15 protein-coding genes are annotated in these 16,966 nt (G+C 66.9%); 10 read left to right on the forward strand and 5 right to left on the reverse strand.

Annotated features, from left to right (window positions below):
* The first annotated feature begins 106 nt into the window (after positions 1-106).
* Both AC1DVR_RS17950 and AC1DVR_RS17955 read left to right on the forward strand, forming a co-directional pair.
* Entirely contained in the window at positions 107-979 is an 873-nt protein-coding gene (locus AC1DVR_RS17950) for a DMT family transporter (RefSeq protein ID WP_478001973.1), read from the forward strand.
* A gap of 23 nt (positions 980-1,002) precedes the next feature.
* On the forward strand, positions 1,003-1,875 hold the full coding sequence (locus tag AC1DVR_RS17955) for a lysophospholipid acyltransferase family protein (RefSeq protein ID WP_478001974.1): 873 nt from the start codon (positions 1,003-1,005) through the stop codon (positions 1,873-1,875).
* 13 nt (positions 1,876-1,888) lie between these two features.
* Here AC1DVR_RS17955 and AC1DVR_RS17960 read toward each other — a convergent pair whose 3' ends face one another.
* Positions 1,889-2,602: a DUF1223 domain-containing protein gene (locus AC1DVR_RS17960; RefSeq protein WP_478001975.1), complete on the reverse strand. Its 714-nt coding sequence runs from the start codon at positions 2,600-2,602 to the stop codon at positions 1,889-1,891.
* 230 nt (positions 2,603-2,832) lie between these two features.
* Between AC1DVR_RS17960 and acnA the strand changes: the two genes are divergently transcribed.
* Entirely contained in the window at positions 2,833-5,577 is a 2,745-nt protein-coding gene (acnA, locus tag AC1DVR_RS17965; RefSeq protein ID WP_478001976.1) for an aconitate hydratase AcnA, read from the forward strand.
* A 164-nt stretch (positions 5,578-5,741) separates the two neighbouring features.
* Positions 5,742-5,882, forward strand: a complete 141-nt coding sequence (locus AC1DVR_RS17970) for a hypothetical protein (protein ID WP_478001977.1) — start codon at positions 5,742-5,744, stop codon at positions 5,880-5,882.
* 104 nt (positions 5,883-5,986) lie between these two features.
* Here AC1DVR_RS17970 and AC1DVR_RS17975 read toward each other — a convergent pair whose 3' ends face one another.
* Both AC1DVR_RS17975 and dksA read right to left on the reverse strand, forming a co-directional pair.
* Positions 5,987-7,186, reverse strand: coding sequence for an FAD-dependent oxidoreductase (locus tag AC1DVR_RS17975; protein ID WP_478001978.1), 1,200 nt, complete (start codon positions 7,184-7,186; stop codon positions 5,987-5,989).
* A gap of 114 nt (positions 7,187-7,300) precedes the next feature.
* A complete protein-coding gene (dksA, locus tag AC1DVR_RS17980; protein WP_478001979.1) occupies positions 7,301-7,723 on the reverse strand; it encodes an RNA polymerase-binding protein DksA in 423 nt (140 codons plus the stop codon).
* 201 nt (positions 7,724-7,924) lie between these two features.
* Between dksA and AC1DVR_RS17985 the strand changes: the two genes are divergently transcribed.
* The 4 genes from AC1DVR_RS17985 to AC1DVR_RS18000 all read left to right on the forward strand — a co-directional run bounded on the left by AC1DVR_RS17985 (position 7,925) and on the right by AC1DVR_RS18000 (position 11,974).
* Positions 7,925-8,764, forward strand: coding sequence for an AAA family ATPase (locus AC1DVR_RS17985; protein WP_478002002.1), 840 nt, complete (start codon positions 7,925-7,927; stop codon positions 8,762-8,764).
* Between the two features lie 418 nt (positions 8,765-9,182).
* Complete coding sequence (locus tag AC1DVR_RS17990; protein ID WP_478001980.1) at positions 9,183-10,592, forward strand: DUF2927 domain-containing protein; 1,410 nt, start codon at positions 9,183-9,185, stop codon at positions 10,590-10,592.
* Positions 10,593-10,623: 31 nt separating this feature from the next.
* The gene (locus AC1DVR_RS17995) at positions 10,624-10,797 is read left to right on the forward strand and encodes a hypothetical protein (protein WP_478001981.1); all 174 of its coding nucleotides are present in this window, start codon (positions 10,624-10,626) and stop codon (positions 10,795-10,797) included.
* Position 10,798: 1 nt separating this feature from the next.
* Positions 10,799-11,974 (forward strand): vWA domain-containing protein, encoded by a 1,176-nt coding sequence (locus AC1DVR_RS18000; protein ID WP_478001982.1) that lies wholly within the window; start codon positions 10,799-10,801, stop codon positions 11,972-11,974.
* A gap of 111 nt (positions 11,975-12,085) precedes the next feature.
* On the opposite strand, the gene AC1DVR_RS18005 is transcribed toward AC1DVR_RS18000, so the two are convergent.
* Positions 12,086-12,652, reverse strand: coding sequence for an RSP_2648 family PIN domain-containing protein (locus tag AC1DVR_RS18005; RefSeq protein WP_478001983.1), 567 nt, complete (start codon positions 12,650-12,652; stop codon positions 12,086-12,088).
* On the reverse strand, positions 12,652-13,917 hold the full coding sequence (locus AC1DVR_RS18010) for an RSP_2647 family RNA methyltransferase (protein WP_478001984.1): 1,266 nt from the start codon (positions 13,915-13,917) through the stop codon (positions 12,652-12,654). The genes AC1DVR_RS18005 and AC1DVR_RS18010 overlap by 1 nt, the downstream gene beginning before the upstream one ends.
* A gap of 297 nt (positions 13,918-14,214) precedes the next feature.
* Here AC1DVR_RS18010 and edd point away from each other — a divergent pair, with 297 nt between their 5' ends.
* Positions 14,215-16,020, forward strand: coding sequence for a phosphogluconate dehydratase (edd, locus tag AC1DVR_RS18015; protein WP_478001985.1), 1,806 nt, complete (start codon positions 14,215-14,217; stop codon positions 16,018-16,020).
* A gap of 260 nt (positions 16,021-16,280) precedes the next feature.
* A complete protein-coding gene (gene eda / locus AC1DVR_RS18020; RefSeq protein WP_478001986.1) occupies positions 16,281-16,922 on the forward strand; it encodes a bifunctional 4-hydroxy-2-oxoglutarate aldolase/2-dehydro-3-deoxy-phosphogluconate aldolase in 642 nt (213 codons plus the stop codon).
* Positions 16,923-16,966 lie beyond the last annotated feature (44 nt).

The raw sequence follows: 16,966 nt of genomic DNA on the forward strand, positions 1-16,966 counted from the left end.
CCCCTGCGCCAGGTCCTGCCTAGGTTGCGCCCGGGCCGAACTCCGGCCCGGATTGGCCCCGTAGCAGGGCTTGCCCCAACTGCCCCAGCCCCGATCGGTGCCCCAAGTGATCCAGACCGCCGCAGCCCCCGCCAGCCGGGGCATTCTCTTTCTGGCCATGGGCATCTTCTGCTTCACCGCGATGGATGCGGTGGCCAAGCATCTGGTCAGCACCTACCCGGCGGTCGAGGTGGTCTGGGCGCGCAACATCGGGCAGCTTCTGTTTGTGGTACTCTACCTTGGCCCAAGACTGGGGCCTGCGATCCGGACCAGGCTGCCGTTCTGGCATCTGTTGCGGGCGCTGGCACAGCTGGTCTCCACCGCGGCCTTTTTCGTGGCCCTGGGCCATATCGGCCTGGCCGAGGCCACGGCGCTGGCCGACATCAACCCGGTGCTGATCACCCTTGGCGCCGCCTTGTTCCTTGGCGAAAGGCTGGGGCGGGCGCGGCTGATCGGTGTCGCCATCGCGATGATCGGCGCGCTGATCATCACGCGGCCCGGTCTGGGGGTCTTTACCCCCTACGCGCTTCTGGCCCTGCTCTGCGCCTTTGGCTATGCCGCCAGCATGCTTTTGACCCGCTATGTCGGCGCGCAGGAAAGCCCCTGGGCCGCGATGTTCTATGCCGCCTTCTTCGGCGCGCTCGTCACCTCGGCGGCGCTGCCCTTCGACTGGAAGCCGATCCTGACCGAGGACTATATGGCCTTCGCCCTTCTGGGCGGCCTCGGCGCCGTGGCGCAGCTTTTCACCATCAAGGCCTATTCGGCGGCAGAGGCCTCGGTTCTGGCGCCTTTCGGCTATCTGGACATGGTCTTCGCGCTGTTCTGGTCGGTGGTGGCCTTTGGCAGCCTGCCCGACCTTGCGACCCTGCTGGGTGCGCTTGTGATCGCGGCGGCGGGTCTCTATGTCTGGGGCCAGGAAAGGACCGAGTCCCGGGCGTGAGGCCGGGGGCCAGGGCAAAAGACGTGGACCCCACCTCAAGGCTGTTCAAGATCATTGCCTGGACGCAGAATCTGGCCCTTCAGGGCCTGATCGGCCTGATGCTGGCCCTGCCCTATCGCTGGCGCATTCCCTTTGGCGGCTGGCTGATGCGGGCGGTGATTGCGCCGCTGGGAGGCTATGGTCAAAGGGTCAGGGTCAATCTGGCGCTGATCTGGCCCGACCTGCCGAAAGCGCGGGTGGCCGAGATCGTACGCGGCGTCTGCGACAACATGGGGCGCACCCTGGCCGAGCTTTACTCGGCACGCGAGTTCAAGGCGCTGGTCGCCGATGCGAAGGTGCTGGGCAACGGGCTGGAGCCGATCTTCGAGGCGCAGGCCCAGGGGCGCGGTGTCCTGCTGATTTCGGGCCATTTCGGCAACCATGACATCGCCCGGGCCGTGCTTGCGGCGCGCGGCCTGCCGGTGGCGGCGCTGTACCGGCCGCAGACCAACCCCTATTTCGACCGCCATTTCGCTGCCGCGATCCGCGCCGTGGCCGAGCCGCTGTTTGCCCGCGGCCGCCGCGGTCTGGCCGAGCTTGTGACCCATCTGCGCAAGGGCGGCATGGTGGGGATGCTGATCGACCAGCATTTCAACAAGGGCACGCCTTTGGACTTTCTCGGCCACCCGGCGCGGACCTCGCTGTCGGCGGCGGAGATGGCGCTGAAATACAACTGCCTTCTGGTGCCGGTCTATGGCATCCGGCTGGAGGACGGGCTGCACTTCGACCTGCTGGTCGAGGCGCCGATCCCGCATACCGATGCCGTCACCATGACCCAGGCGCTGAACGACAGCCTGGCGGCACAGGTGCGCGCGCGGCCGGAGCAGTGGTTCTGGGTCCACAGGCGCTGGAAATAGCGACCGCGACCGCCTATTTCAGAACGGCAGCGGCAAAGATCTTGCCCGGCCCATCGGCCTGCAGGATCACCACGACCGGATCCTCACCCGGGATCGGCGCCGAGAGGTTCAGCGCCTCCTTGCCGTCCCACTGGCCCAGCGAGGACCAGGCCGTCACCACATTGGCATAGTCCTGCACGCGCCCGGCATTCTCGCCATATTCGATCTCGACCGTCGCGCTCGGGTGATAGCGCACCAGCTGCACATGGAGCGGCGCCTCAAGGCCCGGATCGGCCTCGGCCAGGATCGCGACCTGCCCGCCGTGGCGCACCAGACGCAGGGCGACACCCTTGGCCGCGGCCTGATGGCGGCGGATCGCATCCTCGACCCGCGCCGGATCGGTGCCCTCGACCCGGTCCACACCGCTGACGATCATCTGCGGCGTGTAGATCGCATTGGCCCCTTCGGCATGGGCATAGGCCTTCTGGCGCTGGGTGAACTTCTGGTTGCCGAATTTGTCGGTCCAGCCGATGTAATCCCAGTAATCGACATGCAGGGCCAGGGCGATGACGCCCGGTTCCTCCGCCAGTCTGCGCAAATATTCATCGGCCGGCGGGCAGGAGGAGCAGCCCTGCGAGGTGTAAAGCTCGACCACCGTTCCCACGGCACTGCCCTGATCTTCAGCATATGCCGTTGTGCCGCCCGCGACCCAGAGGCCCGCCAAAGCGCCGATGACCGATTTGTTCATGGCAAACATCCCCTTTGCCCGGCAACATCTAGTGAAAAGCCCCCGGGATGGCCAATCAAGGTTTTGCGAGGAATTTCGCCTATGTCGTCACCGCAACACCGTGATCGGGTCGGATTAGCGCTGGATTTTCGGCATACCATTGCATACAATGCAGCGGAAGCCAGAATGATTCCTTGCCGGACGTGCCGCATTGCGGCAAAAAGCATCAAACGACCCCCAGGAGGCCAGCTATGACCGTCACCGTCGGACACGACAGCGCAAAAACCCGTACCAGCCTGACGGCTGGCGGCACCACGATGGACTATTACTCGATCCCGGCCGCGCAAGCCGCCGGGCTCGGCGATTTCTCCAAGCTCCCCGCCTCCTTGAAGGTGGTGCTGGAGAACATGCTGCGCTTTGAGGATGGCAAGACCGTCACGGTCGAGGACATCAAGGCCTTCGCCGAATGGGCGACCCTTGGCGGCAAGAACCCGCGCGAGATCGCCTATCGCCCGGCCCGCGTGCTGATGCAGGACTTCACCGGGGTTCCGGCGGTCGTCGACCTCGCCGCGATGCGCGACGGTATCCTGGGGTTGAAAGGCTCCGCCGCCAAGATCAACCCGCTGGTTCCGGTCGATCTGGTCATCGACCACTCGGTCATGATCGACGAATTCGGCACCCCGCGCGCCTTCCAGGCCAACGTCGACCGCGAATACGAGCGCAACATGGAGCGCTATGTCTTCCTGAAATGGGGCCAGAAGGCCTTCAACAACTTCCGCGTCGTGCCGCCGGGCACCGGGATCTGCCACCAGGTCAACCTGGAGTACCTCGCCCAGACCGTCTGGACCGACAAGGACCAGAACGGGGTCGAGGTCGCCTATCCCGATACGCTGGTCGGCACCGACAGCCACACCACCATGGTCAACGGCCTCGCCGTTCTGGGCTGGGGCGTCGGCGGCATCGAGGCCGAGGCCGCGATGCTGGGCCAGCCCGTATCGATGCTGATCCCGGAAGTCGTGGGCTTCAAGCTGACCGGCCAGATGATGGAAGGCACCACGGCGACCGACCTCGTCCTCAAAGTCGTGCAGATGCTGCGCAAGCATGGCGTCGTGAACAAATTCGTCGAATTCTACGGCGAAGGTCTTGACCATCTGCCGCTCGCCGACCGTGCCACCATCGCCAACATGGCGCCGGAGTACGGTGCCACCTGCGGCTTCTTCCCGATCGACAATGAAACCCTGCGCTACCTGCGCAACACCGGCCGCGACGAGGGCCGCATCGCCCTGGTCGAGGCCTATGCCAAGGCCAATGGCATGTGGCGCGGTGCCGATTACGCGCCGATCTACACCTCCACGCTCGAACTGGACATGGGCGAGATCGTCCCCGCCATCTCGGGTCCGAAGCGTCCGCAGGACTATACCCCGCTGACCAAGGCCGCGACCGGCTTCTACAAGACCGTGTCCGATTACCGCGGCGTCGATGCTTCCTCTGCGGCCAAGGAAATGGCCTCGGAAGGCGCGCCGCTGCCGCCGCCGACCGACGTGCGCAAAAGCGCAGCCGTCGCGGGCAAGGACTATGCCCTGCGCGATGGCTCGGTCGTGATCGCCTCGATCACCTCCTGCACCAACACCTCGAACCCCTATGTGATGATCGGCGCCGGGCTTGTGGCGCGCAAGGCCCGCGCTTTGGGTCTGAAATCCAAGCCCTGGGTGAAGACCTCGCTCGCGCCCGGATCGCAGGTCGTGTCGGAATATCTGGAGGCCGCCGGCCTGCAGGAAGACCTCGACGCCGTGGGCTTCAACCTGGTGGGCTACGGCTGCACCACCTGCATCGGCAACTCCGGCCCCTTGGACCCGGCGATCTCTGCCGCGATTGGCGAGGGCGATCTGGTGGCCACCGCGGTCCTGTCGGGCAACCGCAACTTCGAAGGCCGGATCTCGCCGGACGTGCGGGCCAACTACCTCGCCTCGCCGCCCCTGGTCGTGGCCTATGCGCTGGCCGGTGACATGAACATCGACCTCACCACCGAGCCTCTGGGCATGGGCACCGATGGCCCGGTCTACCTGAAAGACGTCTGGCCCACGACCAAGGAAGTTTCGGATCTGGTCGAATCCACCGTGACCCGCGCCGCCTTCCAGAAGAAATACGCCGATGTCTTCAAGGGCGACACCAAGTGGCAGGCGGTCAAGATCACCGACTCGGAGGTCTATGACTGGCCGGCCTCCTCGACCTATATCCAGAACCCGCCCTATTTCCGCGGCATGTCCAAGACCCCGGGCGTGATCAAGAACATCGAGAACGCGCGGATCCTGGCTATTCTGGGCGACATGATCACCACCGACCACATCTCTCCGGCCGGTTCGTTCAAAGCTTCAACGCCGGCCGGCAAGTATCTGGCCGAGCGTCAGGTTCCGGTCTCCGAGTTCAACTCCTACGGCTCGCGGCGCGGCAACCACGAGGTGATGATGCGCGGCACCTTCGCCAATATCCGCATCAAGAACGAGATGCTGGATGGCGTCGAGGGCGGCTATTCCAAGGGGCCGGACGGCGTGCAGACCTCGATCTTCGACGCGTCGATGGCCTATCAGGCGGCCGGCACGCCGCTGGTGATCTTCGGCGGCATCGAATACGGCGCCGGCTCCTCGCGCGACTGGGCGGCCAAGGGCACGGCCCTGCTGGGCGTCAAGGCGGTGATTGCCGAGTCGTTCGAGCGGATCCACCGGTCAAACCTCGTCGGCATGGGCGTCATTCCCTTCGAGTTCACGGGCGGTGTGACCCGCAAGAGCCTGGAGCTGGAAGGCAACGAGATCGTCTCGATCGCCGGGCTTGACGGGGATCTGAAGCCCTTGTCGACCGTGCCCTGCACCATCACCTATGCCGATGGCAAGGTCGTGACGATCGACATCAAGTGCCGGATCGATACCGAGATCGAGATCGAATATGTCGAACACGGCGGCGTGCTGCACTATGTGCTGCGCGATCTGGCCAAGGCCTGAACCCACCCGCTTTGACAGCAAAACGCGCGCCATAACCGGCGCGCGTTTTTTCTATTCCGGACAGTGGCTTGCGTGGAAAGTCGCGTCCCGCGGCCAATTCTTGTTCCCCTTAAGTTCCCATTTACCTCTTCCTGCCATGCTGACCCCATATCAGGAGGATAAAGATGGCTGACCGTTTCCCCCCGCTTGCACCGCAAGAAAAGATCCGCACCACCGCGATGGCCCGCGCCCGACCCGCCCCCAGCATCGCCGTGCTGGATGTGCTGTTGTTCGGCGCTCTGGTTCTGTTGCTGCGGATGTTCTGACGACAGCATCGCCGCACCCGTCGCAAGAGCGGGGGTTTCACACCCCCGCACCCCCGTGGGATATTTCCATCTGGATGAAGAGGGGGAGCCGATTTGCCGGCCAGTCAGGGCGCCGCGGGGCGGGTGACATCCATGCCGTAGAGCCAATCGAAACGCGACAGGGCGACGGAGGGGGCGAGTTTGGGGGCCAGGGTCGAAGCCAGCCGCAGACCGAGGTGCGCCACACTGCGCCGGGCGCCGCGCAGATGGTAGAGATTCGCATTGGAATTGGCCGCCGCGACGATCCGCGTGCAGCGCGGCTTGCGGGCGGCCTCATAGGCAGCCAGGCCGGCGGCGATACTGTCGGTCTGCGACAGGCTGGCCGCCAGCACCCAGGCATCCTCCAGCGCCATGCAGGCGCCCTGGGCCAGGAAGGGCAGCGTCGGATGGGCGGCATCGCCGAGAATCGCCACGCCGCCGGAGCCGAGGTTCCTCTGCCAGACCTCTGCCACCTCGTGGCGGAACAGGCCCCAGAGCCAGACATCCTCGACCTGCTCCAGCCAGCCGCGCACCCGGGGCGAGAAGCGCTGGAAGGCAAGGCGCAGGTCCATCGGGTCGTCGCGCAGGGACCAGCCCTCTTCGACCCAGCGCTGACGCTCCTCGACCGCGACGATGTTGCGCAAGGCGCCGCCGCGCAAGGGGTAGCTGACCAGATGGCGGCCCGGGCCCATATGGACTTCGGCCACATTGGCGCCGCCATCGCCGGGAATCAGGGCGCGCCAGGCCACCTGATGGGTGAAGAAGGGCGCACTGGGCCGGTTCAGCGCGGCGCGGGTCGGCGAATGCAGGCCATCGGCCCCGATCAGAAGCTCGGATTCCTCGGGCCCGCTGTCCAGCATCATCACCGGGCGTTCGCCGTCGAGGTTGATCGAAACCGCCCGGGTCAGCAGCCGCAGCGTGACACCCGCGGCTTCGGCCCCCTCGCGCAACAGGGTGATCAGATCGGCGCGGTGGATGAAGTGGTAGCCCTGTTCAGGCCGCAGCCGCCCGACATCGAGCCGCAGGACGACATCACCCGAAACCCCGTCGCGCAGCTCGACCGCCTGGGCCCGGGTCGCGACCGCCTCCAGCGCCGGGCCGAGGCCGAGCGCCTTCAGCACCGCCGCCCCGTTGGGCGAGACCTGCAGGCCCGCGCCGACCTCGCGGATCGCATCGGCCTGCTCCAGCACGGTGACCTGCGCGCCGCGCAGCGACAGGGCCAGCGCCGTGGCAAGACCCGCCACCCCGGCGCCGAGGATCGTGACCTGCTGACCAATCAGAGACATCTTGCGATCTTTCCTTCAGGGACGACCCGCCCGACGGGCCGCGGCCAAAACGCAAATGCCGGGCCACTGCCGCCCGGCATTGTTCTGATCTGGCGGTGACCGACCCGCAAGGCCTTACTCGTCGCGGTGGACTTTCTCGCGGCGTTCGTGCTTTTCCTGGGCTTCCAGCGTCATGGTCGCGATCGGGCGCGCATCCAGCCGCTTCAGGCTGATCGGCTCGCCGGAGACTTCGCAATAGCCATATTCGCCATTCTCGATCCGGCGCAGCGCCGCGTCGATCTTGGAGACCAGCTTGCGCTGACGGTCGCGGGTGCGCAGTTCCAGCGCCCGGTCGGTCTCTTCGGAGGCGCGGTCGGCGAGGTCGGGCACGGCGCGGGCGGAATCCTGCAGGTTGTCGATCGTTTCGGCGCTTTGGTCGAGCAGTTCCTGCTTCCAGACGATCAGCTTGCGGCGGAAATACTCCAGCTGCCGATCGTTCATGAAAGGCTCGTCTTCGGCCGGGCGGTAATCTTCGGGCAGGAAGGTTTCGGCTTTCATCTTAGCACTTTCCTCTTGCAGGCGGCGCCGATGGGCTGGCCGCAGCGGGCGGGCCCCAGGGGCTTGGCCCGCAAATTCAAATGGGCAATCCTCTTCGGCGCCCGTCTAGCGGAACTGCCGGAGATTGTCACTAGCCGTTGCGACTTTTTCGAGGCGGCTTTAGGGTTTCGTTAACGCTGAGCGCAGGGGCTTGAGATGACAGTGAAATTCGCCACAACCGCAGGTTATGTCGTGCCGGAGGATCTGGCGCTGGCGGTCAATGCCGCGGTGACGCTGGGGCGGCCCCTGCTGGTCAAGGGCGAACCGGGCACCGGCAAGACCGAACTGGCGCGGCAGGTGGCGGCGGCGCTGGATATGGTGCTGATCGAATGGCATGTGAAATCGACCACCAAGGCGCAGCAGGGCCTGTATGAATATGACGCCGTGGCGCGCTTGCGCGATGGCCAGCTGGGCGAGGCGCGGGTGCATGACGTCGCCAATTACATCCGCCCCGGCAAGCTTTGGCAGGCCTTTGCCGCGCCCGAGCGGGTGGTTCTGCTGATCGACGAGATCGACAAGGCCGATATCGAGTTTCCGAACGACCTGCTGCAGGAGCTCGACCGGATGGAGTTCCACGTCTACGAGACCGGCGAGACGATCCGCGCCCGGCATCGCCCGGTGGTCATCATCACCTCCAACAACGAAAAGGAGCTGCCGGACGCCTTCCTGCGCCGCTGCTTCTTTCACTTCATCCGCTTTCCCTCGCCCGAGGGTCTGGCCGCCATCGTGCGCCTGCATTTTCCCGGCCTGAAGGAGAGCCTGCTTGCCGCCGCCCTGACCCAGTTCTTCGAGATTCGCGAGGCGCCGGGGTTGAAGAAAAAGCCCTCGACCTCGGAGGTGCTGGATTGGCTGAAGCTGCTGCTGGCCGAGGATCTGGCGCCCGAAGACCTCAAACGCGACGCGAAAAGCAACCTGCCGAAGCTGTACGGGGCTTTGCTCAAGAATGAACAGGATGTGCAGCTGTTTGAAAAGCTGGCCTTCATGGCGCGGCGCGACCGTTAGGCCGTGAAGAGTGCCCGAATCAGATTCGGACGCTTTGACAACAGCTTGCGCGCGATTCTTAAAGTTTGACATCACGCGGCGCACACATTCGTGTCAGCCACTGCAACATTGCGTGATGCCGCCCCGCCATATCTGGCGCGGGGCACGGGCGCGGGGGCCATCAATGGTTGGCAAGCCCCTTTCGCAAAGTCTTTTCTGTGCCGCAGGCTTGCCTCCGTCCTGCCATCTGGCCCATGTTCCCTGTGGTTGCGACCCGTCCGGCCCGACGCGGCTTGAGGTCGGCCTCTTCCTGCTCGTGGGGGTGGTCTGGACGGACGGGTGGCATCATCAGCCGACATGTACAAGCGGGCGGCAATGTCGGATGATCCCCCTTGACCGGGGCCGCTTGGACAGGATTGCCCCAGACCGGGGGTTTGCCATGCGCCGCACCACAGTTTTCGCTGCACTCTCCCGAACCGGCAGGACCCTGTGCGCCGCAGCCCTGATCGGACTGGCCGCCTGCGCGCCAGTGCCGCCCGCCGGCCTCACCTCGGCCAGCCGTGACGCGGGAACTTCGGGGGCCGCCCGACCGATCCTGCACTTTCGCCCGGCCAAGGGCTTGCCGGTGCAGCGCCCGAACGCTGAACTGGCGCAGGATTTTCTGGATCTGGAGTTTCATCTGGAAAGCGGCCTGCCCCTGCCCGCCCTGACCCGGTTCGAGGGGCCGATCACCCTGGCGATGACCGGCCCGGTGCCGCCGACGGCGCGGGCCGACCTCGCCGACCTGCTCGCCCGGCTCCGCGCCGAGGCGGGCCTGCACCTGACGCTTCTGCCCGACGGCAGCCAGGCCTCCCTGACCCTCGCCTTCGAGCCTACGGCCAGGCTGCGCCGGATCGACCCTTCCGCCGCCTGTTTCGTGGTGCCCAATGTCTCCTCGCTGGAGGAATACCGCGCCAAGCGCGGCTCGGCCGATCTCGACTGGGCGCAGATGCGGGTGCGGACGCGCGCCACCCTGTTCCTGCCCGCCGATGCCAGCCCGCAAGAGCTGCGTGACTGCCTGCATGAGGAGACAGCCCAGGCGCTCGGCCCGGTCAATGACCTCTACCGGCTGCCCGATTCCGTCTTCAACGACGACAATTTCCAGTCGGTGCTGACCGGGTTCGACATGCTGATGCTGCGGCTCCACTACGCGCCGGAACTGGCTTCGGGCATGGGGCCGGCCGAGGTTGCGGCGCGGTTGCCGGCGCTTCTGGCCCGGCTCAACCCGCGCGGGCAGAAGCGCGGCAGCTGGGCCGCGCCCGAAACGCCCCGCGTCTGGCAGGATGCCGTGACCCTGGCCGCCAACCCCGGCGCCCCGGCGCCCGCCCGGCTGGCCGCCGCCAACCGCAGCCTCGCCATCGCCCTGCAGGAGGGCTGGCAGGACAACCGCCTCGGCTTTGCCTATTTCCTCCTCGGCCGCCTGCTTGCCCCACGCGATGCCGACGGCGCCGCCGTGGCCTATATCGCCGCCGCCCGGGTCTATGCGCAACTTCCCGATCAGGGAGTCCACCTCGCCCATGCCCTGATGCAGCTTGCAGCCCTTGCTCTGGCCAATGATCAGGATGCCGCGGCGATCGCCCTGGCCGACCACGCCCTGCCTGCGGCGCTGACCGGGCAGAACGCGGCCCTGCTCGCCACGCTGCAGCTGATCAAGGCCGAGGCCCTCGCCACCGAGGGCCATGCCGCCGAGGCCGAGGCGCTGCGTCTCGACAGCCTGCCCGCCGCGCGCTATGGCTTCGGCCCAGAGCCAGAGGTGCGGGCCCATGCGGCAGAGATCGCCGTCCTCGCGCGGCTGGATCACAAGGGCTGACCCTTCGGGTCGCGTGCAAGGGGTTATCGTCATGAGCGTTTTCGTGCTGCCGGCAATGCTGATCGGCGCCTTCTGGGGGTCGAGGACCGCGCTGAAACGCGGGGGGCGCCGGCTCGATGCGCTGCAATATGGCGCGGTCTATGCCATCGGCCTCGGACTGGTCGGCGTGCTGGCCTATATCGTCGTCGGCAAACTGACGCATTGAGATGTTCCAGCCCTTCTTCCTCACCTTGCGGAAGACGGGGGTGCCGGTGTCGCTGAGCGAATATCTGGCCTTTCTGGCGGCGCTTGAAACCGGCCTCGTCACCCATGACCCGGAGGGATTTTACCACCTCGCGCGCCTGTCACTCGTCAAGGACGAAAGGTTCTACGACCGCTTCGACCGCGCCTTTGCCGAGGCTTTCCAGGGACTTGATGCCCTGACCCCCGAGGAGGTGCTTCAGGCCCTGAACCTCCCGACCGACTGGCTCGACGCCCAGCTCACCCGGCATCTGAGTGCCGAGGAGCGCGCCGCCGTCCAGGCGCTTGGCGGGCTCGACAAGATGATGGAGGCTTTGCGCCAGCGCCTCGCCGAACAGCAGGGCCGCCATCAGGGCGGCAGCAAATGGGTCGGCACCGGCGGCACCTCGCCCTTCGGCAACAGCGGCTACAACCCGGAAGGCATGCGGATCGGCGGCACGAGCACCCATCGCCGCGCGGTCAAGGTCTGGGAGAAGCGCGAATTTCGCAACCTCGACGAAGACGCCGACCTCGGCCCGCGCTCGCTGAAACTCGCCCTGCGCGCGCTCCGCCGCTGGGCGCGCGAGGGCCAAAGCCGTTTCGACCTCGACGCCACGATCCAGGCCACCGCAAGGCAGGGCTGGCTCGACGTGCAGGAACGCCCCGAGCGGCGCAACGCGGTCAAGGTCCTCCTGTTCCTCGACATCGGCGGCTCGATGGACGATCACGTCCTGCAGGCCCAGGCCCTGTTCTCCGCCGCCAAGGCCGAGTTCCGCCAGCTGACCTCCTTCTACTTCCACAACTGCCTCTACGAGACCGTCTGGCAGGACAACGCCCGCCGCATCGCCCACAAGATCCCGACCTGGGACGTGTTGCGCCGCTACGGCCCTGACTACCGCGCGATCTTCGTCGGCGACGCCGCGATGAGCCCGTATGAGATCGAGGCCCCCGGCGGCTCGGTCGAACACTGGAACGAGGAGCCCGGCCGCACCTGGCTCACCCGCGCCTGCCAGCACTGGCCACGCCACCTCTGGATCAACCCCGCGCCGGAACCAGGCTGGACCCACACCCGCTCCACCGCCCTGATCCGCAGCATTTTCGACGGCAAGATGGTCCCCCTCACCCTCGCCGGCCTCACCGAAGGCATCCGCACCCTGCGCTGAATGCCCCCGAATCTCCCCTTGCCCATTGCCCAAATACTCCCGCCGGAGGCGCGCCTGAGCCGGTTGGCCGCAGGCCAGAGGCGAGGATAAGACACGCGCCGCAGGCGCTCATCAGGATCGGGACGAACCACCCTCGGCCGCGTCAATCGCCTTGCCCAGCCGCCACAGCTGCGCTTTTTTCAGAAACGCGCGCAGGGCAATCGGCTTGCCCGCCATCTCCTGCGCCCTTGCATGCACCGCCGCCACCACCGCCCCGACCTCCGCCGGGCTGCGTGACCAAAGCTCCCAGAGAAACCCGTCCGGATCGCGCCGCTCGATCCCTTCCTCGGCCAGCACCGGGCGCGGGAAGTCCATCGCGTTGAAGGTCACGATCGCATCGGCGTGGCCGGCGATGGCCACCGCCAGCACATGCACGTCATTGGCGTCGGGCAGCGACAGCCGCGCCTCGATATTGGGCTGCTCGCGCACCGCGGCCCGCGGAAAGGCCGCCCGCGCCAGCGCCGCATCGCCCTCGGCCATGGCCTGGGCCACCGGCCCCAGCTTGGCGGTGGCCAGAACCCACTCGCGCAGGATCCGGTCCGACCATTGCGGTTCATAAAGCCCGCGCGCCGCCACCCCGAGCAGGATCTCCCGCAAGACGGTGGGATAAAGCACGCAGGCGTCCAGAACCGCCCGCATCAATCGACCAGGCGGAAGAACAGCGATTTCAGGTACGCGCTCTCCGCCAGAACCGGCAGCATCGGGTGATCGGGGCCGGCGAAACCGGTATAGATCAACTGCCCCTTGCGCCCGCCGCGCCCGATGCCGCGGGCACAGGCGTTGCGGAAGGCGGTCAGATCGGCCGCATGGCTGCAGGAGCACAAAACCAGATAGCCCCCCGGCGCCACCAAACCGGCGGCATATTTCGCCACCCGCTCATAGGCGCGCAATCCCGCCTCCAAAGCGTTCTTGTTGGGAGCAAAGGCCGGCGGATCGCAGACCACCATGTCGAACTTCGCGCCCTCGGCGGCCAAAGCCTCCAGCACGTCAAAGGCATCGCCCTGCCGCGTGGCAAACTTGCCCGCAAAGCCTGAAGCCTCCGCCCCCTTGCTGGCCAAGGCCAAAGCCGCAGCCGAGGCATCGACCGCCAAAGCGCTGTCCGCTCCACCCGCCAAGGCCGCAAGGCCAAAGCCGCCGACATGGCTGAACACATCCAGCACCCTGGCGCCCTTGGCGAGGCGTGCGGCAAAGGCATGGTTCGGGCGCTGGTCAAAGAACAGGCCGGTCTTCTGACCGCCCTCCAGATCCGCCATGTAAACCGCGCCATTCATCGGCACAGGGATCGGGCCATCCAGAGCGCCGGACAGAACTTGCGTCTCTTCCTTCAGCCCCTCCAGCCCGCGCGCGCGGCCCGTGCCGTTCTTGATCACCGTGGTCACCCCGGTCACCCGGCGCAGCGCCTCGGCCAAAGCCTCGATATGCGCCTCGGCCCAGGCGGCATTGGGCTGAATCACGGCGGCATCGCCGAAACGGTCGATGATGACGCCGGGCAGACCATCGGCCTCGGCATGGATCAGCCGGTAGAAGGGCGCGTCATGCAGGCGGCTGCGCAGCTCCAGCGCCAGCGACAGCCGGGCCGCAAACCAGTCCGCGTCGATCTGGGCTGTCACGTCGCGGTCCAGCATCCGGGCGATGATCTTGGACTTGGTGTTGACCGTCACCAGACCAATCTGCCGCCTGTCACCATCCTCCAGCACCGCCAGCGCCCCGGGCGCCAGGGCCGAGGTGCGCCGGTCGGTCACCAGCTCGTCGGCATAGACCCAAGGAAAGCCCAGCCGCACGGCGCGGGCTTCGGCCTTCGGGCGCAGGCGCACGATGGGACGGTTATGGCTGCGACCCTGAGCTTGGTTCTCAGAAGTCGGGGTGATTTCGGGCTCGTCAGAGGTTTGCGAAGGGGGGCACATGGGCCTCCTTTACGGTGTTCCGGCCTCTGAGGAAAGGCCCGGCATCTCGCCCTGCCCCGCCCAACCGCCCAATCCCGCGCCAGGCCGCTGATTCGAGATCCGCTTCCCCCGCGCCGCCGTGAAAAAATCCCGCCGGGGCCCAGAAAATCCATGAGAAGCCCCCCACCTCTGCTAATCTGCCGCTGCAGCCCTCGGCGCCCGGGCGCCCAGATGCGGCCCGAAGGGTGCATTTTGGTTGTTAGCGCTAACGCAACTTGATAACATGGCGCCATCCCGCCGCAAGCAGTTGAGGTTACCATGGCCCTCCATCCCACCATCGCCCGCATCACCGACCGGATCCGCGAACGCTCGGCCCAGACGCGCGGCCAGTATCTGGCGCGGATGGCGGGGGCGGCGAGTGCCGGCCCGGTGCGGGCGCATCTCTCCTGCGGCAACCAGGCCCATGCCTATGCGGCGATGACCCAGGACAAGGCCGCCCTGGCAGAGGGGCGCGCCCCCAACATCGGGATCGTGACCGCCTATAACGACATGCTCTCGGCCCACCAGCCCTATGAACATTACCCCGAACTGATCCGCGCCACCGCCCGCCGTCTCGGCGCCACGGCCCAGGTCGCAGGCGGCGTGCCCGCCATGTGCGATGGCGTGACGCAGGGCCAGCCGGGGATGGAGATGTCGCTCTTCTCCCGCGATGTGATCGCGATGGCGGCGGGGATCGCCCTCAGCCACAACACCTTCGATTCCGCGATGTTCCTTGGCGTCTGCGACAAGATCGTGCCCGGCCTCGTGATCGCCGCCGCCACCTTCGGCCACCTGCCGGCGGTCTTCGTCCCCGCCGGTCCCATGTCCACCGGCCTGCCGAACGAGGAGAAATCCCGCGTCCGCAACGCCTTTGCCGCCGGCGAGGTCGGCCGCGACGCGCTGATGGCGGCCGAGATGGCCTCCTACCACGGCATCGGCACCTGCACCTTCTATGGCACCGCCAACACCAACCAGATGCTGATGGAGTTCATGGGCCTGCACCTGCCCGGCTCCTCCTTCGTCAACCCCGGCACGCCGCTGCGTGAGGCGCTGACCATCGCCGCCATCGAACGCGCGGCCGCCATCACCGCCTTGGGCAACGACTACCGCCCGGCAGGTGAAATCCTCGACGAACGGGCCTACGTCAACGGCATCGTCGGCCTGATGGCGACGGGTGGTTCCACCAACCTCGTATTGCACCTGCCCGCCATGGCCCGCGCCTCGGGCGTGCTGCTGGACCTGCAGGACTTCGCCGAGATCAGCCAGACCGTGCCGCTGATGGCCAAGGTCTATCCCAACGGAATGGCCGACGTGAACGCCTTCCACGCCGCAGGCGGCCTTGGGTTCCTGATGCGCGAGCTGATGGATGCGGGCCTGCTGCACGAAGACGCCAAGACCATCCTCGGCGAGGGTCTGGCCGCCTACCGCAAGGAACCCAAGCTCCACATGGGCCGCCTCGTCTGGGAGGATGGCGCGAAAGAGACGCTGAACGACAAGATCGTCCGTCCGGTCGCCACCCCCTTCGCCGCGACCGGCGGCCTGACCCAGCTGTCCGGCAACCTCGGCCGCGGCGTGATCAAGGTCTCCGCCGTGGCGCCCGAGCGTCATGTGATCGAAGCCCCGGTCCGGATCTTCCACGACCAGGCCGATGTGAAACTGGCCTTCAAGAATGGCGAGTTCACCTCAGACACCATCGTCGTCGTCCGCTTCCAGGGGCCGCAGGCCAATGGCATGCCCGAGCTGCACTCGCTGACCCCCACCCTGTCGATCCTGCAGGAACGCGGCCTGAAGGTGGCCCTCGTGACCGACGGCCGCATGTCCGGCGCCTCGGGCAAGGTCCCCGCCGCGATCCACGTCTCGCCCGAAGCCGCCGCCGGCGGCCCGATCGCGCGCCTGCGCGACGGCGATATCGTGCGGCTGGACGCCGACAAGGGCACCCTCACCGTCCTGACCGAAGGCTTCGAGGGCCGCCCCTTGGCCACAGCAGACCTCTCCCACAACGCCTGGGGCCTCGGTCGCGAGCTCTTCGCCGCCTTCCGCGCCCAGGTCGGCCCCTCGACAGAAGGGGCGTCGAGCCTTTACTGAACCCTTGTACCAAGCTGAACCCTGCGCCTCCGGCGGGGATATTTTAACAAGTATGAAAGGAATCAGGGTTAAAGAGGTGAGGCGGTACAGGCGGGGACGCCGATGACCGCCAAGTGTGAAAGGCCCCTTGCCTCCCCCGGGAAACCGGCCCGAGGCAGGGGGTCAGCGCGCCTCGCCCTGCCCTTTCATACTTGCCCAAATATCCCCGCCGGAGGCTGCTGCCCGAACCAAGCCCCCGCCGGGGCAGAAGGAGCCTCAAGATGACCCCCGCCGAACAATCCCTCAAAGCCGCCGAGATCTGCCGCCTGGCCCCCGTGGTCCCGGTGATCGTGGTCGATGACCTTGCCCATGCGAAGAAACTGGCCGAGGCGCTGGTGGCCGGCGGCCTGCCCGCGCTGGAGGTGACGCTGCGCACCCCGGTGGCGCTCGACGCGATCCGCGCCATGGCTGAAGTGCCGGGTGGTGTCGTGGGGGCCGGCACGCTCTTGACGCCCGCCGATGTGAAGGCCGCCAAAGCGGCGGGCGCGAAATTCGGCGTCTCGCCGGGCGCCACCCAGCGGATCATCGACGCCTGTAGCGAATATGACCTGCCCTTGCTGCCCGGCGCCGCCACCGCTTCCGAGATCATGGCGCTCTTGGAAATGGGCTTCACCGTGCAGAAGTTCTTCCCCGCCGAACAGGCCGGCGGCATGCCGTATCTCAAGTCGATCGGCTCGCCGATCCCGCAGGTCAAGTTCTGCCCGACCGGCGGCATCAGCCTGAAGAACGCCCGCGATTACCTGGCCCTGCCCAACATTATCTGCGTCGGCGGCAGCTGGGTCGCCCCGAAAGAGGCCCTGGCCAAGGGCGACTGGGCGACCGTCACCGCGCTTGCCGCCGAGGCCAAGGCCCTGCGCGCCTGACCGTCCATCGCCAAGCCGCGTCGCGATCTATCGCGCGCGGCCTC

The organism is Rhodobacter sp. P2_H5 (genome assembly GCF_056403335.1).

Bases quoted from the DNA above. Each gene is read 5' to 3' on its own strand.
- AC1DVR_RS17960 (WP_478001975.1), bottom strand. From the start codon at position 2,602: ATGAACAAATCGGTCATCGGCGCTTTGGCGGGCCTCTGGGTCGCGGGC.
- acnA (WP_478001976.1), top strand. From the start codon at position 2,833: ATGACCGTCACCGTCGGACACGACAGCGCAAAAACCCGTACCAGCCTG.
- AC1DVR_RS17970 (WP_478001977.1), top strand. From the start codon at position 5,742: ATGGCTGACCGTTTCCCCCCGCTTGCACCGCAAGAAAAGATCCGCACC.
- AC1DVR_RS17975 (WP_478001978.1), bottom strand. From the start codon at position 7,186: ATGTCTCTGATTGGTCAGCAGGTCACGATCCTCGGCGCCGGGGTGGCG.
- dksA (WP_478001979.1), bottom strand. From the start codon at position 7,723: ATGAAAGCCGAAACCTTCCTGCCCGAAGATTACCGCCCGGCCGAAGAC.
- AC1DVR_RS17990 (WP_478001980.1), top strand. From the start codon at position 9,183: ATGCGCCGCACCACAGTTTTCGCTGCACTCTCCCGAACCGGCAGGACC.
- AC1DVR_RS17995 (WP_478001981.1), top strand. From the start codon at position 10,624: ATGAGCGTTTTCGTGCTGCCGGCAATGCTGATCGGCGCCTTCTGGGGG.
- AC1DVR_RS18000 (WP_478001982.1), top strand. From the start codon at position 10,799: ATGTTCCAGCCCTTCTTCCTCACCTTGCGGAAGACGGGGGTGCCGGTG.
- AC1DVR_RS18005 (WP_478001983.1), bottom strand. From the start codon at position 12,652: ATGCGGGCGGTTCTGGACGCCTGCGTGCTTTATCCCACCGTCTTGCGG.
- AC1DVR_RS18010 (WP_478001984.1), bottom strand. From the start codon at position 13,917: ATGTGCCCCCCTTCGCAAACCTCTGACGAGCCCGAAATCACCCCGACT.
- edd (WP_478001985.1), top strand. From the start codon at position 14,215: ATGGCCCTCCATCCCACCATCGCCCGCATCACCGACCGGATCCGCGAA.
- eda (WP_478001986.1), top strand. From the start codon at position 16,281: ATGACCCCCGCCGAACAATCCCTCAAAGCCGCCGAGATCTGCCGCCTG.